16 protein-coding genes are annotated in these 19,270 nt (G+C 63.1%); 3 read left to right on the top strand and 13 right to left on the bottom strand.

Translation table 11 applies throughout. From position 1 onward, the window contains the following. Nucleotides 1-216: 216 nt before the first annotated feature. Genes V1292_RS03175 through V1292_RS03165 form a run of 3 tightly spaced genes read right to left on the bottom strand, consistent with a single transcriptional unit; the run spans nt 217 to nt 3,468 of the window. Complete coding sequence (locus V1292_RS03175; protein WP_334370277.1) at nt 217-1,002, bottom strand: fumarylacetoacetate hydrolase family protein; 786 nt, start codon at nt 1,000-1,002, stop codon at nt 217-219. A gap of 14 nt (nt 1,003-1,016) precedes the next feature. Then, nucleotides 1,017-2,384, bottom strand: coding sequence for an LLM class flavin-dependent oxidoreductase (locus tag V1292_RS03170; RefSeq protein ID WP_334370276.1), 1,368 nt, complete (start codon nt 2,382-2,384; stop codon nt 1,017-1,019). Between the two features lie 31 nt (nt 2,385-2,415). Then, nucleotides 2,416-3,468, bottom strand: coding sequence for an Ldh family oxidoreductase (locus tag V1292_RS03165; RefSeq protein WP_334370275.1), 1,053 nt, complete (start codon nt 3,466-3,468; stop codon nt 2,416-2,418). Between the two features lie 379 nt (nt 3,469-3,847). Between V1292_RS03165 and V1292_RS03160 the strand changes: the two genes are divergently transcribed. Then, entirely contained in the window at nt 3,848-7,936 is a 4,089-nt protein-coding gene (locus V1292_RS03160) for a bifunctional diguanylate cyclase/phosphodiesterase (RefSeq protein WP_334370274.1), read from the top strand. On the opposite strand, the gene V1292_RS03155 is transcribed toward V1292_RS03160, so the two are convergent. The 3 genes from V1292_RS03155 to V1292_RS03145 form a co-directional block, all read right to left on the bottom strand. Then, entirely contained in the window at nt 7,910-8,263 is a 354-nt protein-coding gene (locus V1292_RS03155; RefSeq protein WP_334376920.1) for a hypothetical protein, read from the bottom strand. The genes V1292_RS03160 and V1292_RS03155 overlap by 27 nt on opposite strands. Before the next feature lie 60 nt (nt 8,264-8,323). Continuing rightward, nucleotides 8,324-8,563: a DUF2171 domain-containing protein gene (locus tag V1292_RS03150; RefSeq protein WP_057841461.1), complete on the bottom strand. Its 240-nt coding sequence runs from the start codon at nt 8,561-8,563 to the stop codon at nt 8,324-8,326. Nucleotides 8,564-8,649: 86 nt separating this feature from the next. Further along, complete coding sequence (locus tag V1292_RS03145; protein ID WP_334370273.1) at nt 8,650-9,117, bottom strand: cupin domain-containing protein; 468 nt, start codon at nt 9,115-9,117, stop codon at nt 8,650-8,652. A 217-nt stretch (nt 9,118-9,334) separates the two neighbouring features. Between V1292_RS03145 and V1292_RS03140 the strand changes: the two genes are divergently transcribed. After that, nucleotides 9,335-9,937, top strand: a complete 603-nt coding sequence (locus tag V1292_RS03140; protein WP_334370272.1) for a 3-keto-disaccharide hydrolase — start codon at nt 9,335-9,337, stop codon at nt 9,935-9,937. Between the two features lie 186 nt (nt 9,938-10,123). Here the strand turns inward: V1292_RS03140 and galE are convergent, their stop codons facing one another. The 7 genes from galE to V1292_RS03105 all read right to left on the bottom strand — a co-directional run bounded on the left by galE (nt 10,124) and on the right by V1292_RS03105 (nt 18,703). Then, nucleotides 10,124-11,134 (bottom strand): UDP-glucose 4-epimerase GalE, encoded by a 1,011-nt coding sequence (gene galE / locus V1292_RS03135; protein ID WP_334370271.1) that lies wholly within the window; start codon nt 11,132-11,134, stop codon nt 10,124-10,126. After that, a complete protein-coding gene (locus V1292_RS03130) occupies nt 11,131-11,955 on the bottom strand; it encodes a WecB/TagA/CpsF family glycosyltransferase (RefSeq protein ID WP_334370270.1) in 825 nt (274 codons plus the stop codon). The genes galE and V1292_RS03130 overlap by 4 nt, the downstream gene beginning before the upstream one ends. Then, nucleotides 11,948-14,239 (bottom strand): exopolysaccharide transport family protein, encoded by a 2,292-nt coding sequence (locus V1292_RS03125; RefSeq protein WP_334370269.1) that lies wholly within the window; start codon nt 14,237-14,239, stop codon nt 11,948-11,950. Before V1292_RS03125 ends, V1292_RS03130 begins: the two co-directional genes overlap by 8 nt. 147 nt (nt 14,240-14,386) lie before the next feature. After that, the gene (locus V1292_RS03120) at nt 14,387-15,139 is read right to left on the bottom strand and encodes a polysaccharide deacetylase family protein (protein ID WP_334370268.1); all 753 of its coding nucleotides are present in this window, start codon (nt 15,137-15,139) and stop codon (nt 14,387-14,389) included. Nucleotides 15,140-15,142: 3 nt separating this feature from the next. Beyond that, a complete protein-coding gene (locus tag V1292_RS03115) occupies nt 15,143-15,940 on the bottom strand; it encodes a class I SAM-dependent methyltransferase (protein WP_442895595.1) in 798 nt (265 codons plus the stop codon). A 40-nt stretch (nt 15,941-15,980) separates the two neighbouring features. Next, complete coding sequence (locus V1292_RS03110) at nt 15,981-17,192, bottom strand: hypothetical protein (protein WP_334370266.1); 1,212 nt, start codon at nt 17,190-17,192, stop codon at nt 15,981-15,983. After that, nucleotides 17,189-18,703 carry a lipopolysaccharide biosynthesis protein gene (locus tag V1292_RS03105; protein ID WP_334370265.1) on the bottom strand — a complete coding sequence of 505 codons (1,515 nt, stop codon included), beginning with the start codon at nt 18,701-18,703 and terminating at the stop codon, nt 17,189-17,191. Before V1292_RS03105 ends, V1292_RS03110 begins: the two co-directional genes overlap by 4 nt. A 200-nt stretch (nt 18,704-18,903) precedes the next feature. Here V1292_RS03105 and V1292_RS03100 point away from each other — a divergent pair, with 200 nt between their 5' ends. Then, nucleotides 18,904-19,227, top strand: a complete 324-nt coding sequence (locus V1292_RS03100) for a hypothetical protein (RefSeq protein ID WP_334370264.1) — start codon at nt 18,904-18,906, stop codon at nt 19,225-19,227. Nucleotides 19,228-19,270: the final 43 nt, after the last annotated feature.

Here is a 19,270-nt window from a genome sequence, read left to right as displayed (position 1 = left end):
AGGCTCGTAAATGCCGAGCCGAGCAGGATGGAGCTGCGAGCCATGATGATTCTCCGCAGGATTGGATACCCGTTGGGACGAACCTTACCCAATGCCGGTTCCGGCGCCTGTCCTCATTTCTGAGGACGCCGGCCGAAGGAGCGCAAGTCGAGTGCAGCGGCGCGCTCCCTTGACCCTCACCCTCTCAGGATGAGGGTCCAACAGTGGCGACGCGCCTCACCCCTTCTCCCTCACAAACCTGTTCCGCAACGTTCCAATCCCCGTGATGTCGATCTCGACCACATCGCCGGCTTTCAAATCAGGCGAGGCGCCGTCGGTGCCCATCCAGATCACGTCGCCCGGCGACAGAGTGAAATATTTGGAGAGTTCGACGAGGAACGGCACGATGCCGAAGATCATGTCGTTGGTGCGGAAGCGGCCGGTCTCCTTGTCGTTCACGCGGATCACCGTTTCCATCCTGTCGAGGTCGACGTCGGTTTCGATCCACGGGCCCATCGGCTTGAAGGTGTCGGCATTCTTGGAGCGCCACAGGCTGCGGTCGGCCTTCTGCCAGGTGCGCTCGCTGACGTCGTTGCCGATCGTGTAGCCGAACACGCAGTCCATCGCGTTGGCTTCGGTGAGGTGTTTTGCCTTCTTGCCGATGACGACCACCAGCTCGCCCTCGTAATGAATCTTCTCGGTCGCGCTCGCCGGGATCACCACATCCTCATTATGGGCGATCAGCGCGTTCTGCGCGCGATAGCCGATCTCGGGCCGGTCGGGCACGTTCGGCACCGTGCCGGCCTTGTCGGCGGCCTCCTTGAGGTGTTTGAGATAATTCAGCCCGACGCAATAGAAGGTGCGCGGGATCAGCGGCAGCTCGATCTTGACGTCCTTCAGCGCATGCGACTGCGTTCCGCGCTGCCATTCGCCGAACGGATCGCCATCGACCGCGATCACGCGCTCGCCCTCGACAATGCCCCAGGCTGTCTTGCCGGCGGCGGTGAATTTGAGCCAACGCATGAAGTGCCCTCGTGTTATTCGGCGGCGGCCTGCGGCCGGGTTTTCCAGGCGCCGGCGGCAGGCCGCTTCAGGCCGAGATTGTCGCGCAGGGTCTTGCCGGCATAGTCCTTGTGAAACAGGCCGCGGCGCTGCAATTCCGGCACCACATGCTTGACGAAATCGGCATAGGAGCCCGGCACGATAGTGGCGGCGATGACAAAGCCGTCGCAGCCGCACTCGACGAACATCTCTTCGAGTTTGTCCGCGATCTCGTTCGGGCCACCGACGATCGCGTCCTGCACCTGGCCGCGACCGGAGAAGGTGACGAAGTCCCGCGCGCTGGGGTTGGTCTTGCCCGATGCCTTCAGCACGCCGTCGCGAATGCCGAGGATGCCCTGCATGCTCTTGAGCTCTTCCGTGGTCAGCGGCTCATCGAGCGGCTTGGCGGCGAAGTCGAAGTTCAGCGCTTCTGCCAGCAGCGACAGCGCATCGATCTCCAGCGGCAGTTTGTTGATCACAGCCATCTTGTCCTCGGCCTCGGCCCTGGTTGCGCCACAGACGGGGGTGGTGAGGTTGCAGAGAAACATCTGCTCGGGATCGCGGCCGGCCTTCGCCGCTTCGTTGCGGACCGCCGCGTAGCCTTCCTTGGCGGCGGCCACGTTGCGCGCCGCGGTAAAAATCACCTCGCCCCATCGCCCGGCAAAGCGCTGGCCGCGACCGGACGCGCCGGCCTGGATGATGACGGGATGGCCCTGCGGCGAGCGGGGCACGGTGAACGGCCCGCGCGACTTGAAGAATTGTCCCTTGTGGTCGAGCCGCTTCACCTTGGCCGGATCGGCGAAGCGACCGCTCTTCTTGTCCATGATCAAGGAGCCGTCTTCCCAAGTGTCCCAATGGCCGAGCACGACTTCCATGAACTCGTCGGCGCGATCGTAGCGGAAATCATGCTCGAGATGGGCGTCCTTGCCCATATTGTGGGCCTCGCCGTCATTGAGCGAGGTGACGACGTTCCAGCCCGCGCGACCGCCCGACATCAGGTCGAGGGTAGCGAAGCGGCGGGCGACATCGAACGGCTCGTAATAGGTGGTCGAACAGGTCGACCCCAGACCGAGCTTCGTCGTGACCATACCCATCGTGGTCAGCACGATCAGCGGGTCCATCTTCACGCAGCGGATACCGTATTCGACGGTGTGGGCATGATCGTTGCCGTAGCGGTCGGGCATCGCCAGGCGGTCGTCGAAGAACGCCATGTGGAATTTGCCGGCTTCGAGGATCCGGGCGATCTCCTGGTAGTAGTCGGCCGACATCGAATCGTCGCGCGATTCCGGGTGCCGCCATGAACTCGGCAGGTTGGTGCAGTTCTGCGCCTGCAAAAATCCCACCAGCGCCATTTGCCGTGTCATGCGGTTCTCCTTGTGCGGACTGATACGGATTTCATTTCAGGTCGAGCTCAGCGATGAGCTTGTAGTCGGTAGCGAGTGCCTTCAATTTTTCCCAGGTGGCGTCCTCGACCTCAATACCGTCGCGCCTGCGCTGCTGCTCGCGGATATGTTCGATCTCGCCGGGATAGAACACGCCGGGCGAGCCTTCCGACGGCGGCGTCGATTTGAGATAACGCGCGAACTCGCCGACCTCCTTCTCGAAATCCTTCAGGGGACGGAAGGCTGCGACATTGAACACCGCCATGAAACATCCGTCGTTGTGCCGGCCGGTCGGCTCGACGCCAAAACCGAGGCCGGTGAGCAGGCCGCAGAGCACTTCCACCATCGCTGCCAGCCCACTTCCCTTGTAGCCCTCGCTGCCGCCGAGCGGCAGCAGCGCGCCGCCCTTGCGATACTGGGTGGGGTCGGTGGTGTGCCGTCCCTCGGCGTCGATGATCCAGCCTTGCGGAATCTGTTCGCCGCGCGCGACCGACAGTGCGATCTTGCCGGCCGCTACCGCCGAGGTCGCCATGTCAAGATAGAACGGTGCCTCAAGATCCGACGGCACCGCGATCGAGATCGGGTTGGTGCCGAGCCTTGCCTCGCGGCCGCCGAACGGCGCGACATGCTTCGGCGAGCGGCCGGAATCGGCAGCTGCAATCCCGATCATGCCGGCCCGCATCGCCATCAGCGGATAGGCGGCGAGACGCCCGACATGGCTTTGCCGGAACACTGTGCAGGCGGCGACATTGGCGGTTTTCGCCTTCTCGATCGTCAGCGCCATCGCCTTGGCGTTGACGTGAAAGCCGAACCCCCAATGGCCGTCGATCACGGTCGTGGTCGGCGATTCCTGGACGATGGTCCATTTGGCGCCGGGCACGATATGGCCGGCCTTGATGCGGTCGATATAGGTCGGGATCGCGATCACCCCGTGCGAATCGTGGCCGGCGAGGTTGGCGTTGACGCAGCCGACGGCGACCGCGCGGGCTTCCTCTTCAGTTGCGCCGGCAGCCCTAAGCAGGGCCGCGCCAATTCGCGTGAGACGGTCGGCCTGGACCATCGGCATGGGAGTTTCCTCGCCTTGAGCGCCCGCGCGAACCGCGGGTCGTGTTTGGTACCGGCATGCTCTCAAAGCGCCCGCGGCAGGGCAAGCGTGGAAATATCCTGTTAGCCATGCCGTCAGCACGGCCCTCACGTAGCGGGACTTCATCCTGCAAAATTCGAAAATTGCTTGTGGCGGGTCCGCATCGCGGCCGGCGCGCGCCAGCCGTATGGCTGACAAATCGTGAATGGGCCGTAGTTCTCCGGAGCGGCGTCGTTCACCGTTGGTCCGACATTTACTCTGAATCGCAACTCACGGCCGCCAATAACGAGCATTTAGGCCTGTTGCACGCATAAAATCCGCAAGGGGCAGCCCGGCGCTGCCGGCAGGGAGCTTGGGGACGGTGAAGACCGACATCGCGCGCACGCTCGCGGCGTTGAATGCGACCAACGAGGCGATTCTGTACGCCAAATCGCCCGAAGAACTGTATGCGAAGGTTTGCGAAGCCGCGTTCTCGGTCGGCGACTTCCTGGCTGTCTCGGTCTTCCTGCTGGAGAGGGAAACCAATCTCCTGCGCTTCGCCGCCGGCTGCGGCGATGACGTGCCCCGCCTTCGCAGCATCGACATTTCGATCGTGGCCGGTACGCCAGAGGGGTCCGGGGTTGCCGGACAAGCGTTTCGCGACCGGCGGGCATGCGTCAGCAATGATTTCCTGAACGATCCGCGCTCGCTGGCTTGGCGCGAGGGCGCCAAGGCCAACCAGGTGCGCGCCGCGGCGGCGCTGCCGTTGATCTGCAATGGCCGAAGCGTCGGAGTGCTATTGGTTTCGCACCGCGAGGTGCACTCGATCGACGGACAGCTCGTATCGATGCTGGAGCGTGTGTCGGCAAACATTTCGTTTGCGCTCGACAATTTCGACCATGAAGCCGCGCGCAAGAACGGCGAGCGTGCGATGCGGCGGTTGAACCGGATGTTCGGCGCCATCAGCGCGACCAACGAAGCCATTCTTCGCGCCAAGACCGAACAGGATCTCTATCAGCGCGTTTGCGACGCCGCGGTATACAGCGGCAAATCCGCGGCCACAGTGGTCCTGCTTGCAGAGCCGGACTCGATCTGGCTGAAGCCGGCCGCCGGCACAGGCGCAATCGTCGAACAGATCATGCGAGCGCCGTTCTCGATCGACGCGGGCAACCCGTACGGAACGGGCGTCTGCGGCAAGGCATTCCGAACACAACGGCCGGCCGTCAACAACGACATCCTCAATTCGACACAGGGGCAGCCCTGGCATCAGGCCGCCCGCGAGACGGGCGTTACCGCCTGCGTCGCCACTCCCCTGATCAGGGCGGACGAGAGTATCGGCGTGCTGCTGTTCTTCGTCGGAAAGCTGTGGGCGGAGGATGAAGAGATCGTCGCGCTGATGGCGCGGATTGCGGAAAACGTCTCCTTCGCGCTCGAAAACTTCGAGCGCGCCAGCGAGAAGGCGCGGGCCGACGCCCAGAAGCAACGTCTGGCGCGCATGCTGGCTGCGCTCAGCGCCACCAACGAAGCGATCGTCCGTGCGACGTCGCGGGCAGAGCTGTTCGAACTGGTGTGCGAAGCTGCCGCGAACGGTGGGCGGTTCAACTCGACCAGTATCCTGTTGGCCCGCCCCGACAGCTACGACATCGATCTGGTGGCCGTGGCAGGGCCGACGGCAAACAACATGCGGCGGGTCAAGGTCTCGACCAACGCGGATCTGCCTGAAGGGCGCGGTCTCTGCGGTAATGCGTTCCGCTCCAGGCGAGCTTGCATCGCAAACGACTTTCGGGCCGATCCGCGAGGATCGGCATTTCGTCAGTTCATTCACAGCGACGGCGCTATGTCGGGCGCTGCATTTCCGCTGCTCGTTTCCGGTCAGCCCGTCGGTGTGATGTTCTTCATCTCGTCCGAGAAAGACACGTTCACGCCCGAATTTGCCGAACTGCTGCAGCGGCTCACGGAGAATGTGTCGTTCGCGCTGGAAAATTTCGACCGTGCGGACGAGAAGGCTAGGACCGAAAGTCAGAAAGAGCGCCTGACGCGGATGTTCGCTGCTTTGAGCAGGACCAACGAAGCCATCATGCGGGCCAAATCCCGCACGGAGCTCTTTGATCTCGTGTGCGAAGCGGCGGCAAATGGCGGCAGGTTCACGTCGGCCACCATTGCACTGGCTACTCCGGCCAGCGACCTTCTCAGGATCGTGGCCGCCTCCGGCCCGGCAGCCGAGGCGACGCGGCACGTCAGGTTGTCGACGGATGAAAGCCGTCCCGAGGGACGTGGGCTCAGCGGAACGGCGTTCCGAACCAGGCGTCCATGCATCACCAATGATTATGTTGGCGACCAGCGCGTTGCCGCCTTCCAAGCCGTCGTAGGTAGCTATGGCGCTCAGTCGGGCGCCGCCTTTCCCCTCTTGGTGCATGACGAGCCAGTTGGCGTCATGATTTACATGTCCTTGGATAAGGACACCTTCACTCCCGAATTCGTCGAACTGCTGCAGCGATTGGCCGACAACGTATCTTTCGCGCTGGAGAATTTCGACCGTGCCGACGACAAGGCGAGGACCGAAATCCAGAAGGAGCGCCTGACGCGCATGCTGGCGGCGCTGAGCGCGACCAATGAGGCGATCATTCGCGCGACGTCGCGGGCTGAACTGTTCGACCTGGTGTGCGAGGCCGCGGCCGACGGCGGCAAGTTCACCTTGACCTCTATCGTGTTGACGAAGCCCGACAGCGATTATCTCGACGTTGTCGCTGCTGCCGGTCCGACCGCCCTCAGCGCACGTCTGGCAAAGCTATCGGCCAGTGAGGCGCACCCGGAGGGACGTGGACTGTGCGGTCAGGCGATCCGTTCGCAGCGGGCCTGCATCATCAACGACTACCTCGCGGATCCCAATGCCGAGGCGTTTCACCACAGAGCGCGTCTTGATGGCACGAATTCCGGCGCTTCGTTTCCCCTGCTGGTGCATGGGAAAGCCGTCGGCGTGATGTCGTTCATGTCGCGCGAGAAGGATACGTTCACGCCCGAATTTGCCGAGTTGTTGCAACGGCTCGTCGACAATGTGTCCTTTGCGCTGGAGAATTTCGACCGCGCGGATGAGAAGACCCGCGCGGACGAGCGGATCGAGTACCTGGCGTCGCACGACAGCCTGACCAACCTGCCGAACCGGGAAATGTTCAACGGCATGCTGCGCCGCGCGATCAATGCCGCTGCGCGCGACCAGCGGCAGTTTGCGCTGCTGTTCATCGACCTCGACAGGTTCAAGGTCATCAACGATTCGCTGGGGCACGACGCCGGCGACATGCTGCTGGTGGAAATCGGCGACAGGCTGCGCCGCGCGCTGCGCTCGAGCGATGTCGTGGCGCGGCTCGGCGGCGACGAGTTCGTGGTCATTCTGGAGCAGGCGGCCGAGCGTCACGAGGTAGAGCGCATCGCCGGCGAGCTTCTCTCCGTACTCGGCCAGCCGCTGCAGCTCAGCGGTCACGAATGCCACACCACCGCCTCGATCGGAATTGCGATGTATCCGTCGGATGGCACCGACATGCAGACGCTGACCAAGAACGCCGATATGGCGATGTATCTCGCCAAGGAAGACGGCAAGAACGGCTTCCGCTTCTTTACCAAGGAGATCAAGACGCAATCGATCGAGCGGCTGACGCTGGAGAGCGCGCTTCGCCGCGCTCTGGAGCGCGACCAGTTCTCGCTGCATTATCAGCCGAAGATCGACATGGCGAGCGGCCAGATCACCGGCGTCGAGGCGCTACTGCGCTGGGTGCACCCCGAGCTCGGCACCGTATCCCCGGGACAATTCATTCCGCTCGCCGAAGAAACCGGCCTGATCGTTCCGATCGGCTGCTGGGTGCTCAAGGAAGCCTGCGCGCAGAACATGGCCTGGCAGCGCCGTGGCCTGCGGCCGGTGACGATGGCGGTCAACCTGTCGCCGCGGCAATTCGCCGATCCGCATCTGTTGCACGATGTCGACGAGGCGTTGTTGGCAAGCGGCATGTCGCCGGTGCTGCTGCAGCTTGAAGTCACCGAAAGCATGGTGATGCGGAATGTCTCGCGCGCGATCAAGGTGCTCGACGCGATCCAGAGCCGCGGCATTCGCCTTGCGATCGACGATTTCGGAACCGGCTATTCGTCGATGTCGCTGATGAAGCAGTTCCCGATCGATACCATCAAGATCGATCGCTCTTTCATTCGCGACCTGCCTGTCGATTCCGAAGACCAGGCCATTGCGCAGGCGATCATCAGCATGGGCAAGGCGCTTGGCATGACCGTCATTGCGGAGGGCGTCGAGACCGTTGAGCAGGAGGCGTTCCTGCGCAATCACGCCTGCGACGAGATGCAAGGCTTCCTGTTCTCGAAACCGCTACCTGCAATCCAGATGGCCGATTTGCTTCGGGCCGAACCGCGGCTCGCCTCGCCGCCGCTGCAGCCGGAAGCCGGGTCAGGGTTGGAACGCACTGTCGTCTGACGGCTGCGGGTGCAGCTCACGCGCGAGCTTGGTGTCCGAAGCCTTGGTGTCCGAAGCCTTGCGAGGAAAGTCGTCCGGCCAGGGCAGGGTCGTCTGTCCCGCGATGGCTTTGAGGAGGAGTTCTGCCGCGGCGGCATATGTCGCCTGGTTGGGCAGGCCAAGCTCGGCACACCATTCCGCTGGAAGGGATTGCGGCGCGCTACGCAACTCCATCGCCGGTCCCCACCACCATGCCGGGGCGGGCGATCGTTCGGTTTCGGGAACAGCCCGCCAGCGTGCATACTCGCCGATCAAGCGTTCGAACTGCAATCGCGCCGCCGGATGCATCCCATCTCCTGTCATCAGATGATATCCACATCCGCACGCGGCGCAATGCGTGTCAGCCGGTCACTGCCGGCCGTGCTGCCAGTGCGCGGTCACATCCGCGCCCGATTTATTGAGATGCACGTGCTGATCGACGTGATCGACCCATGACACCGGAATGAAGTGGTGATGCTCACCATCAGGCGAACTCTGCTTGGTCAGCTTGATCTTGTCGGGTCCTTCGAGATGATCGACTTTTCCGACCGTCTTCCTGTCCGACGAGATGACGTCCATGTGTTCCTTGATCTGCGCGGTAACAGCCATGTTCTACATCCCTAAGCTGGTTGAGAACATAAAAACGCGCCTCACCCAAAATAGTTGCCGGCGGGAATAGACCGGCGAGACCGGAGTTATTTCTCTTCTGCCGCCGTTGAGGTCGCCGGACCTTCGCCCATGATCAGCAGCACGGCGTCTTCGTCCTTGGCGCCGTCCCAATGCACCTGCTTGCCGAAATGCGTGACGAAACTGCCGGCCGGCATCGGTGTCGTGTTGGCCGGATCGAATTTCGGCCCTGTGCCGACCCACCACGTGCCCTGCAGCACGACGATGTAGCGATCGTTGGGATGGAAGTGCGGACGGCTGAAATGATTGCCCTTGGTCCACTTGTTGTAGACCATGTAGAAGCCGGGTTTTGCGGGATCGCCGACCACGACGGCGCTTTGTGCGCCGGCCGTATTGACTGGGCCCCAGGGAATCTGGTCCGGCAGTTTGTAAGCGACCGCGGCCGGATTGAGTTCGGTCGCAACGGTCATACCCGTCATTGCAATGAACGGCAGCAGTATCACGAGGCATCGCCAAGACCTGCTTGTCAGCTTCATGGATTCCTCCGATTGGCTCGTGAGCCGAGGCTCATGTCTGTGGTCCATCCACGCTAGCCGCTCCCGTTCTCGTGGGACAAGGCGCGCACATGCATGTGTGACCGGCTGCGATACGCACGATGCGTATGACGCAACTGCAGCATGAAAAAGGGATTTCCGCCCGGCCTTGTGATGCTAGGTTGCTGCCCAACCAAGAGCAGCATGGGAGGCTATGTTCATGAAGCATTTGTCGAGACTTGCGGCCGGCCTGTTGATGGGCGCGGCCGCCGTTCAATTTTCCAGCGTGGCGTCCGGCCAGAGCGATGGCTGGGTGACGCTTGTCGACGGCACCAAGATGGGCGACTGGACCGAGGTCGGCAAAGCCAATTGGGCGATGAAGGACGGCGCGCTGGTCGCGGACAAGATCACTGAGGGCAAGGATCCCTCGTATCTCGTCAGCAAGGCCTCCTACAAGGATTTCGAGATGAAGGTCGAGTTCTGGGCCGACGATGACGCCAACAGCGGAATTTTCATTCGCTGCGACCAGTCGGCAAAAATCGATGCCAAGATTTGCTATGAGATCAACATCTTCGACAAACGGCCCGATCCGACCTACGGCACCGGCGCGATTGTCGATGTGGCCCGGGTCGACCCGATGCCGAAGGCTGGCGGCAAGTGGAACACCTACGAAATCACAGCCAAGGGGCCGCAGCTCGTCGTCGTGCTGAACGGCCAGAAGACCGTTGATGTTCAGGACTCAAAACACGCCAGCGGCCCGTTCGCGCTGCAGTACGGTTCCGGAGTCGTTAAATTCCGCAAAGTGCAGATCAAGCCGCTGTAGTAGTTGAGCGATTGCCGCACGGCGCGTCGGACTCCCTCTCCCGCTTGCGGTCGCTTGCGGGGGAGGCATAGGCGGCCTCCGGCAGCCGTTCTTCAAGATGATGCTGATGCGGAGCATCAGCTACGGGTGGGGGTGCCGCCGCATCGGGATCGCCGAGGTTCAAGCGCCCTCGGAGTAAATCCCGCCTCAATCGCGACCAGGCGCACCCGTCTTCAGCGGGTGAGCCTTCCTGTGCCACGCCCAGGCGGTACGGATGATCGTGGCCAGATCCGAATGGGCGGGACGGAAGTTCAATGTCGCGCGTGCGGCGGAGGGATCGGCGACCAGATAGGTCGGATCGCCTGGTCGGCGGGGCTTGACGACATGCGGGACTTCGCGGCCGGTCTCGGCGGCGATCGCCGCGAGGATTTCGCGCACCGAAAAGCCGTTGCCGGTGCCGAGATTGAAGGCGCCGCCGGTGTGCCCCTGCAGCAGAAGCTCGAGCGCAAGTACGTGGGCAGCCGCCAGATCGGTCACGTGGATGTAGTCGCGGATCGCCGTTCCGTCGGGCGTGTCGTAGTCGTCGCCGAACACGGCGAAATCAGGCACATGTCCCTGCAGCGCCATCATGGCGCGGGGGATGAGGTGGGTTTCCACCTCGCGCAATTCGCCGATGCCGCCGGCAGGGTCGGCGCCAGCGGCGTTGAAGTAGCGCAGTGCGAACGAGCCGAAGCCATAGGCTATGCGATAATCCCACAGCACGCGCTCGATCATCCATTTCGAGGCGCCGTAGGGGTTGATCGGCGCGCAGGGATAGTCCTCGCGCAGCGCCTTGCTGTCGGCGTTGCCATAGACCGCGCCGGTCGATGAAAACACCAGGCGGGTGCAGCCGGCCGCGCGCATAGTCTCGAGCAGCGACAGCGTGCCGGCCAGATTGTTGACGTAGTATTTCTGCGGATCGGCAACGGATTCGCCGACCAGGCTCGACGCCGCGAAGTGCATAACCGCCACAATGTCATGCTCGGCAAAGGTCCGCGCCAGCGTCGTCCTGTCGGCGATGTCGCCGACCACCAGCGTGCCCGCGGCGAAGCTGTGATGGCCGGTCGAAAGATTGTCGTAGACAATGGGCTGGTAGCCCGCGTTATCCAACGCCCGGCAGCAATGCGAGCCGATATAGCCCGCACCGCCGGTGACGAGAATGGCTGGACGGCTGCTCATCGGTTTTGTGTCCCGCCGATGTTTCTCGATCGGCTCCTGTTCAGTAACAGATAAAGCGCGCGCGGATTGGTGGTCAAATAGCGCCAGAACAGGCGGCGCGGCTCCAGCCAGATGCGCCAAGCCCATTCGAGGCCCGCATGCTGCATCCACAGCGGCGCGCGGGTGCGGCTGCCTGACAGGAAATTGAACAGTCCACCGGCCGTCTTGATGACGCCGACATTGGAGAGCGCGGGCGCGAATTCCTCGACGAAAGCCTGTTCATAGGGAACGCCGAGCGCGACCCAGAGATAGTCCGGCGCCAGCGCGTTGATTTCGGCGACCTTGGCGCGCAGCGTCTCGCCCCGGAGATAGCCGTGGCAATGGCCGACGATCTTGAGATCGGGATATTGCCTGCGAACGCTGGCGACCGCGGCGGCATTCTCAGTCTCGTCCGCGCCGAACAGGTAGAAGGTCAGGCCGGCCGCCTGTGCCTTGCGGGCGACGACGTGGAACAAGTCAGTGGTCGCGACACGCTCGGGCAGCGGCGTCCTTGATTTCAGCCGCGACAACGTCACCAGCGGTTGGCCGTCGGCATTGATCAGATCGGCGGCCCGGAACAGCCGGTCGGTCATCGGCTCGGTCGAGCAACGCGCCAGCACCTCGCCATTGGCCGAGGTCAGATAGAGCGGACGATTGATGCGGCGTTGCGGGAATACCATGTCGACCATGAAGTCCGCGGTCTGCTCGAGATCCAGCACAGCGAGCCGCAGCCCGCCGAGCGTGATGCGCGGTATGCTGGCCGTGGCGGCTCGCCCGACGGGATTTGCGCGGCGCTCACGCATATTGCTTGTCCCGCTGCTCGCCGGCCGCTGTCGGGTTGACTTCGCTGAGGACGACACCGACCAGCTTGCGCTCGGCTCCGCCGAGGGCTGCGATGATGTCTTCCATGCTGTCGTTGATGTCGAGGTGCACCGGCAGGATCGCAACCAGTCCCTCGGCCATATCCAGCAGTTTGCGGTCGGTTGGGCTCCACGGCATCGCCGGCCCGTCGAGAATCACAAGGTCATGGCCATCGGTGGAACGGGCCTGCGCAATCGCCTTTCGAATGGCGTCGCCGGCCTTCGCGTCCGTAGCCTTGATGGCCGGCAGGATCGAAATTCCGTTGGCGGTCTGGATCGCGCGGGGTGTCTTGGCGCCGATGTTGAGCCAGCCGAAACGGTTGGGCTCGCTCTTGGCCAAGTGGCTCACCTTGTCCGACAGCGCGCGCTGCGTGAGGTCGGCATCGATCAACAGCACCTTGGCGCCGTCGCGCGCCGCAGCGAGCGCGATGTTCAGCGCGGCGATGCTGCGGTCCTGATCCGCACCCGCGCCGATCACGGCCATCACGGGCGGCGTTTGCTCGGCGCGCCTGGCCAGCGCTGCGCGCATCTCGCGCATGGCGTTGAGGACGGTCATCAACGGAAAGCCGGCGCGCAGCGTCGGCCAACCGAAGCGCGTGACGTCGGCGGTGCCATCAGTCGCAAGGATGCCACTGAGCGTGCGCATCACGTCGGCTTCCTGCAGCCGTGCGATCAGCGGCTTTTCGATCAGGCTGACTGCGGGTTGCGCTCGGAGTTCGGCGGCAGGCGGGTCCCTCGCAGCCTCAGGCGCGGCGGGCTCTTTGGTAGCTTCCGACGGCGCCTTGTCCCGGGGCTGAAACGGACTCGTGCCCGGCATCAACTGGTTGGCCGCGACGATCCAGCCGGCGGCTGCGAGCCCGCCAAGCACAAAGCCGATCATCGCGAGCAGGCTCATGGCCGGCGGGAAGGTGCGCCGCTGCGGCACGGTGGCCTCGCCGATGATGCGCGCGTTCGAGGTGTTCAGGCTCTCCTGCTCCTCGGTCTCGCGCGATCGCTTCAGGAACGACTGATAGACGTCGCGGCTCGCCTCGACCTCGCGTTCGAGTTCGCGCAGGCGCACCGAGGCCTGGCTCATCTCGACGCTCTGGCGCTTCTGGGCTTCCAGCGCCTTGTTGAGCGAGGCTTCGTAGTCACGGGCCCGGATCAGGTCGTTCCTCGCGGCCTGCGCGAAGCGCTCGACCTCTTCATTGATGGCGCGGCGCAGGTCCTGCACCTGCTGCGCCATCTGGCGCAGCGCTGGGTGACGCGGTCCCAGCTCACCCTGCAATTCCGCCTGGCGCTTTCGCGCCTCGGCATATTGCGCGCGCAGATTGGCGATGGTCGCCGACTGCAGCGCCTCGGGAATGGCGCCGGCGTCGGCCGACACCTTGCGGCTGGCCTCGATCTGAGCGAATTTGGCCTGCGCGTCGAGCGTCAGCGCGCGCGCCGCCGCGAGCCGCTGGTTACTGGCGGAGAGCTGCTGGTCGCTGATCAGCGTGTCCTGGGTGCCGACGAAATTATTCTGCGCCTTGTAGACCGCGAGCGTGTTCTCGGCATTGCGAAGCCGTTCCTGCAGTTCCTTCAGCCGGCCGGAAAGGTCGCTGGTCGCGCGCCGCGCCGCGGCCGCCTGCGACTGCTTGGATTCGGCCAAATAGGCTTTCGAGATCGCGTTGGCGAGCATCGCCGCCTTGGCGGGCTCGTACGACCAGACGTCGATATCGACGATGAAGGTGCGGTCGGTCTTCTTGACGTTGATGTGGCGATTGAGCGCTTCCAGCGCGCTCATCTGGACTTGCTTCTGCTGCTCGGCGGTCGGGCGCAGCTCGATCCCGAACAGGCCGAGCAGCGATCCGAGAAGGCCCTTGGCGGCGCCGCCGCCGAACTCCGGGTCCTCTTCCAGATTGGTGTCGCGGATCACCTGCAGCAGCACGTTGTTCGAGGTGATGACGCGCGCCTGGCTCTCCACGACCATCGCGAGGCCGGAAATATCCTGGGCGCGGGGCGTCAATTCGCGATCGACCAACTGCAATTCGCGGGGATCGACGTAGAGCTGGGTGGAGGCGGTGTATTTCGGCGTCAGGCTCTTTCCGACCGCAACGGCGATGCAGGCGGAGATCAGCGCCGCTGATGCGATCGCGGCCTTCCGTTGCCACAGGAGCTGGGCCAGATCGAGCACGCTGAAGCCGGCCGGCGCGGTCACCGCGGCGGGCCTGGCGTCAGGCCGTATCGGCTGGTCATAGATAAGCATCGACCCCAGCATCCATTCGAACTGCCGCACGCATCGGCTGAGGGGTTACTCTTCGGGTCACGCCGGAAAAAAGCGCTGAAAAAACGCAACAAGGAAAATTAACCATACTCACCGAGGGACTATTCACCGAAATGGCAAACAAAGCGTTTAACCGCGGGCGCATCGCATCGCCTCCGCCACGGTGAGGATCGGAATTTTCCGCCGCGATGCCGCGGCGAGCGCATGCTCGAGCAGGGCAGGCGAGCAGCCATAGGGGCTCGGACGGTCGATGACGTCGTGGCCGTAGAAAATTAACCATCCATTATTGGTTTGCGCGTCCTCGAGCGCGCGGTCTATCCCGTCGCGATCCATCTCGCGATCGATCAGCGGCATCGCGCGCAGGAACTGCAGATCGACGCTGCCGCTATTGACGCCCTGGACGATGCTGCGGCAGGTCTGGAACTCCGTCCTGAGCTGAGCTTTTCGGGCGTAGGAGCCATATCCGAACGGATAGGCAAAACTATCGATCCGTATCGAAGGATCGAGCGCGCGAAGGTAAGCGCGGTTGCGCATGATTTCTTGCCGCATCGCGGCCTCGTCGAGGTCGCAGGCGCGTTGATGCGAAAACGTGTGGCAGCCGATCTCGTGACCCGTGCGGTGAAGCGAGACCACATCCTCGCCATCGCCCGCGACCCAGTCCGGCGCGGCGGCGCCGACCAGGCTGCCCGAGACATAGAACGTTCCCCGCGCGCCATGCGCTTCGAGCATCGCAGCGCCGGTCGTCACCGCGCTCTTTGGCAGATCGTCGAAGGTGAAACTGACCATCGGCGTGCTGTTACGCAGCCGGAACCGATCGACGTGCAAATGCATCGCCAGCCGGTGGCCGACCTTTGCCCTTGCCTCTGACCAAACCGCGTTCATGGTTCAGCGCTTTCGCAGGATCACGTGGTAGTCGCCGTGCCGCACGTCGGTGCGGCCGGGCAGGAGAAAGTTCATCGCGCGCGCGGCGGCATCGACCAGCGCAGCGAACGCGGGCATGCGCAGCCGCATCTCCGGATAGCGCGGGCTCTCATACTGCTTGCGATAGATCATCTGCAGGCCGTGCTGTTCGGCGAATGCTTCCAGGTTGGAAAGCGTGACCAGCGGATGGAACAGCGTTGGGAACGGTGCGTGGCCGGGCAGGCCGGCTTTCTTGTCGCCGCGGACATGGCGGTAGAACCAGACATGGAACCAGTGCGGCGAGTATTTGGTGACGAAGCCAGACAGCGAACGCGGATTGGGCGCGCCGATCAGGATCAGTCCGTTCGGCTTCAGCGCTTCGTAGAAGCGCAGCAATGCGGCTTCGACATCGGGCACGTGCTCGATCACATTGTAGCAGATCACCAGGTCGAAGCTGTTGGGCCGGAAGCGATGGGTCTGGATGTCGCCGAGGATCGCCCGCTGGGCGTAGTCGTTGTTCCGGATCTGGTCCTCGTCGATATCGACCACGGTGACGTGGGCGCGATGCAGCACCTTGAGCGGCAGGAAGCTGGTCGAGCCGCCGCCGGCTTCGTAAATCGAGAGTTCGCGTTCAGGCAGCGTCGCTTCGAGGATGGCGTGAACCGTGAGCAGGCTCTGCCGCGCCTCGCCATGCACCAGTTCGAGAAGCGCCTGCGGATGGTGCACGGCTTGCGGAGAATTTGCTGTCGCTGGCGCGTGGCCGATCGTGACTGCCTCGTTCATCGACTTCATCCATTCCGACGTGGGCGGTGCCCTGTTCATTCTAGTTTTCCCAATCCACCCGCTGAAACGCTTGCAACAACGCTTGGTCCGCCTTGTGAATCGACGGATCGAACGGCACGCGGTTGGTGCGTTGATATTTCCAGTTGCTGCCGATCTCGCGAAAATGCCGGAACGAAAAATCCTTGGTGCAGAAATACGAGGCCCACCAGGAGAAGATCGAATGGACGTGCCATTGCGCATGCGTCGGACACCGGCCGGGAACCACCGTCCATTTCGGCAGGCACGCGTTGGCGTCTCGTCGCATCACCAGCCGTGAGACTTCGTATTTCGGCGGCATGAAGATCGAGAAGTCGGCGTGGCGATGCGGAACGCGCGTGTCGTCGCGAAGACCGTGGTCGATGCCGATGATCCATCGTCCCCGATAGCGAACAAGGCCGGTCCACGATTGTTCGGCGGCTTCGAACACCGACCTGCCGGTCTTCGAGAGTACCAGCTCGTCGATGTCGGAGTTCATGGCGCTTCGGGCATGTCGTAGGAACCGCCATCTTGCGTGCTCCCAGGCCCCCAATTGGCAGAAATCGGAATCCCAGTGATCCCAGCTATTGGCGCCCTGCGGGCCGTATTTGAAGGGCCACTCCATCACGACCGAGCAGCGGATGCCCGTGATCGATCGAAGCGCCGCGCTCAAGGTGGCGCTGTCGTAGGCGCTGGAGCCGTTATCGTAGATGAGGACGGCATCCGCGCCGTGAATGTCGCGGTTGAACCTCACCCAATCGAGGATCCATTCGATCGGATTGTCCTTCGACATCGTGAAGATGACGCGGCAATCGCGGAACATCTCCGACTCGTTGGGCGATACCGAGAACGCGAAGCTGCCCAGTTCGCCCAACGCCTGGACCGGGCCGACGTTCTCGGGAATGTCCAGCCACAACTGGGCGTGACGGTCGAGGCGCCTTGTCCGCGCCTTGGAGGTCCCGGCGCCGCTGATAAAGGTTGTCGTCGCGACGTCGCGCGCGAGGTTGAAGAAGGGCGGTGCAAACAGCGCAATCTTTGATTTGCTGACCTGCACCGCATCGTAGAACAGCGTATTGCTGTCGAAGTCCCGGTCGAAATTCGCGCCCCGGAACGCGACCGGTCGTGTTGCCTCGCGCCGCTTGTCGGTAAAGTCCGACAGCGACACCGGATTGGTCCGGCAGACGACATGTCGATTGTCGGTTGCAGCGACCGGGCTTTTGCTGGCGAGCCGCATCATGGCTTTCTGATCGACATGCTGGGGAGTCCCGTGGACGGGGCGGTGATCGGCGAGACCGGAAGGGCGTGTCCTTCACGCGTCGATTTGCTGGCCGGCCAGAGCTTGCGATGCGCGCCGTAGGCCATGACGGCCTTCCGCAAGCCCGCGATGTCGAACGCGAAAGCGGCCACGACGTACACGAGGCAGCCGGTGGCGGCTAGCACGCCAAACGAGACCACGCCGATCGGAAGCGACGGCTTGAGGAACGCCAGAACCAGCGCCATGATTGCCGTCGCCGAGACGATGCGCATGACCTGGAATGCGTTGAAGGGAAGCGGAAACGCCCTTCGGGTGAGATACCAGCCGAAACCCGCGCCGAATGCTTCGACGATGACAAGGCTCGCCGCCGCGCCAATCAGGCCAAATCTGGCAAGCAGAACCGGCATGACCAGCAAGTTCGCGATCAGCATCGCGATGCTTTGCATCGTCATCATGAACGGCGTCTTGGCAAGATGAAAGCTCGCGTGAATGTAGGACTGGGAGAATGACTGGAACAGCCAGGCGAACGCCAGGATCGGCATGATCTGCGCTGCAGTTTCCCTGAACTCGCTGCCGAGGATCACGCCGGCGATATGGCTGCTCGTCAAAGCCACGCCTACGACTGCAGGCAGGACGGCGGCCAAGAGGATTTCGAGGCTGAACTCCAGATGCGGCCGCGCCTCGCGGGCGCCGCCGTTGACGTAGGCGCGCACCGCCAGCGGGATCGTCGCCGACGCGATGCTGACCGCAGGAATAAGAATGATCTGTCGGACGAGGTCGGCGGAAGCGCCGTACTGGCCTGCCGCATGGTCGCCCATGAAATGAAACACCAGCATCCGGTCGAGCGCGGCATGAATCGCAAAGACGATGCCGGATAGCGTGATCGGAATGCCGAAGGCCGCAAACGTCCGTAGATCGGAAATTTTTGGTTCCGCAACGGGCGACCGCAGGATCGTACTCGCAAACAGTGTCGTCGTGACGAAATAGGTGATGGCTACCATCGCGAGTTGGCACAGTCCGCCGCCGCCTAGAAGCGCCGCGGCCAGACACAGCGTGAAAGCCAGGCAGGCGCGGATGATCGACGCCGTCATGAACGCAAGCGATTGCAGCCGTGCCTTGAGCAGTTCCTGCCCGAGTTCAAACAGGCCGAGCCCCAGCGCAAAGAAGATGGCGGCGATATTTCGATCCAGCGAGACCGACGTCGTCAGCGTGGCAACCAGGAGTGCGATCGGCGCGGCGAGGGCGGAGATGAGGTAGGCGAGAAAAACGGTCTTCCTGACGTCGACCGCACCGCCCTCCGACTGAAAGCGCAGCGCGGCGACGCGAACCCACGTGAACAGCAGTGCCGAGACGATGCCGGCGGTGCTCAGGCCGACGACATAGACGCCATATTCGTCCGGAGAGAGCAGGCGCGTGAATACGACCGCGCTCAGCAAGCCGACAGCGGCCGATACGACGCTCGCAACCGAATAATGGAACGTTTGGCTGAGCATTACTTCGGCAATGGGTTCAGGGTTAACGACACGGCACAGTTCATCTGCCGGAGGCTCGCCGCCAACCGGCGCAAACCTCCCGCAGTGCCCATTGGAGCAAGATCGGTGCCGTACCGGCGCTGCATGTCTTGCGGCGCATCAGCGTGGTTAACCCGGTGGTTTCCGGCGTCTCTTGCGGATAAACGACGAGGCTGGGAATTTTGAGCACATCCGACCTGTCCGCGCTGTCCGCATTTGCGACACGCCGCTGCGGATCTCGCTGCGCAGTAACCATTTCGGACGCGTCGGTCGTGCATGCGCCCGCAGGTGGACTGGATATTGCAAAGCCCGTCACCGAGATCGCCGGCCTTTTCGGCGAATGGATTGCCGATGAGCGTTTGGTTATATTTTTTTCGACAAAATCTCTTTCCGCGAAGTGGGCCCTGCGAGGCTCCTGTTCTTTTTGGGACAGCCGCCTTGTTCGGTTTGTATCCTTTTGCGACGGCGAGAGTTCATCATCGCAACCGCTTCCTGCGGTGCGTTAACGCTGTCACGGCCGTCTTTGCCAGAAAGCACACGAGGGCAGGC

The organism is Bradyrhizobium sp. AZCC 1719 (assembly GCF_036924525.1).
GTDB lineage: Bacteria > Pseudomonadota > Alphaproteobacteria > Rhizobiales > Xanthobacteraceae > Bradyrhizobium.
This window is presented reverse-complemented; position numbering and strand designations above follow the sequence as displayed.